Annotated in this window: 2 protein-coding genes; both read right to left on the reverse strand. The window is 36.5% G+C overall.

Going from position 1 to position 1037, the window contains the following annotated elements; all coding sequences use genetic code 11:
* Positions 1-240 precede the first annotated feature (240 nt).
* Positions 241-540 carry a type II toxin-antitoxin system RelE/ParE family toxin gene (locus BM088_RS26940; RefSeq protein WP_091992033.1) on the reverse strand — a complete coding sequence of 100 codons (300 nt, stop codon included), beginning with the start codon at positions 538-540 and terminating at the stop codon, positions 241-243.
* Positions 528-785: a type II toxin-antitoxin system Phd/YefM family antitoxin gene (locus BM088_RS26945; protein ID WP_091992035.1), complete on the reverse strand. Its 258-nt coding sequence runs from the start codon at positions 783-785 to the stop codon at positions 528-530. Before BM088_RS26945 ends, BM088_RS26940 begins: the two co-directional genes overlap by 13 nt.
* Positions 786-1037: the final 252 nt, after the last annotated feature.

Genomic DNA, 1037 nt, shown 5'->3' on the forward strand with positions numbered 1-1037 from the left:
GTCGAAAGATCTGATCGCTAGGTGGGCAATAAGTTCACTTCTTATCCAGAATTCAGGTTAATTATTAAAAATAAGCACTGTAATGCTTAATCTCGCTCGGCCAAAAAAAATAGTTTATGTGCCAGCGAATTCTCCCGCCTTAAAGTTAATTCAATTTATTTACTATAGAAGCAGGGCTTGTCCAACAACAGGATTAAGTCGCGGCTGCGTGCTACCTATCCTTTTGTTTATTAGTCGTATTTAGCTCTGTATAAGAAACCTACGTAGATCTCGTTCTTGCCGCATGACATGCAAAATATAAACTTTATCACTATCAACTTTATAAAAAATACGACAGGGATTAACATTAACTTCTCGATAATTTAAGTTAACTAACTCCTGTGGCCTTTTGCCAGACTCAGGGTGGTTTTCTAACCTTGATATTTTATCGAATACTTTTTGAACCAACTTTTTAGCCGCAGGAAAATTACTTAAAGCAATGTACTCAGCTATATCATTTAAATCATCAAGAGCGGGTGATGTCCATATTACTTCAGCCATTTGCTCATTTTATCTTTTGCATCTTGATTTGAAAATGTATTACCATTTTTAATTGCTTGCTCACCGCGTGCTACACCTTCAAGAATAGCCATTCGCTGTTGCATAAACTCATAATCATCAACATCAACTAAATAAGCAGATGGTTGCCCATGCTCAGTAATTAACACAGGTTCTTTGGAAATATGGAGATCAGCTAAAATTTTAGTCGCTTGACGTTTAAGTGTTGTTACGAGTTCAACTCTCATAATAAAACCTATATAGAATTAAATAATGTATCACTATAGTATCACATAAACTCGAGGTTACAACTATACGGCTAACGCCCATATTAACAGGCTAAAAATTGTGGGCTAAAGTCGAGCGAAGCGAGTGAGCCCGCTGTTTTTAGTCCTTGTTAAATTGACTTGTGTACGCCCGGCATGGGCATTGACTTATGAGGTGAAAGTCCTTTGTAGGAAGATCACCGTTTAATAACTCTTTATTATTAAACGCTAACT

Origin of the sequence: Pseudoalteromonas denitrificans DSM 6059 (assembly GCF_900112265.1) — a bacterium.
GTDB classification, from domain to species: Bacteria; Pseudomonadota; Gammaproteobacteria; order Enterobacterales; family Alteromonadaceae; genus Pseudoalteromonas; species Pseudoalteromonas denitrificans.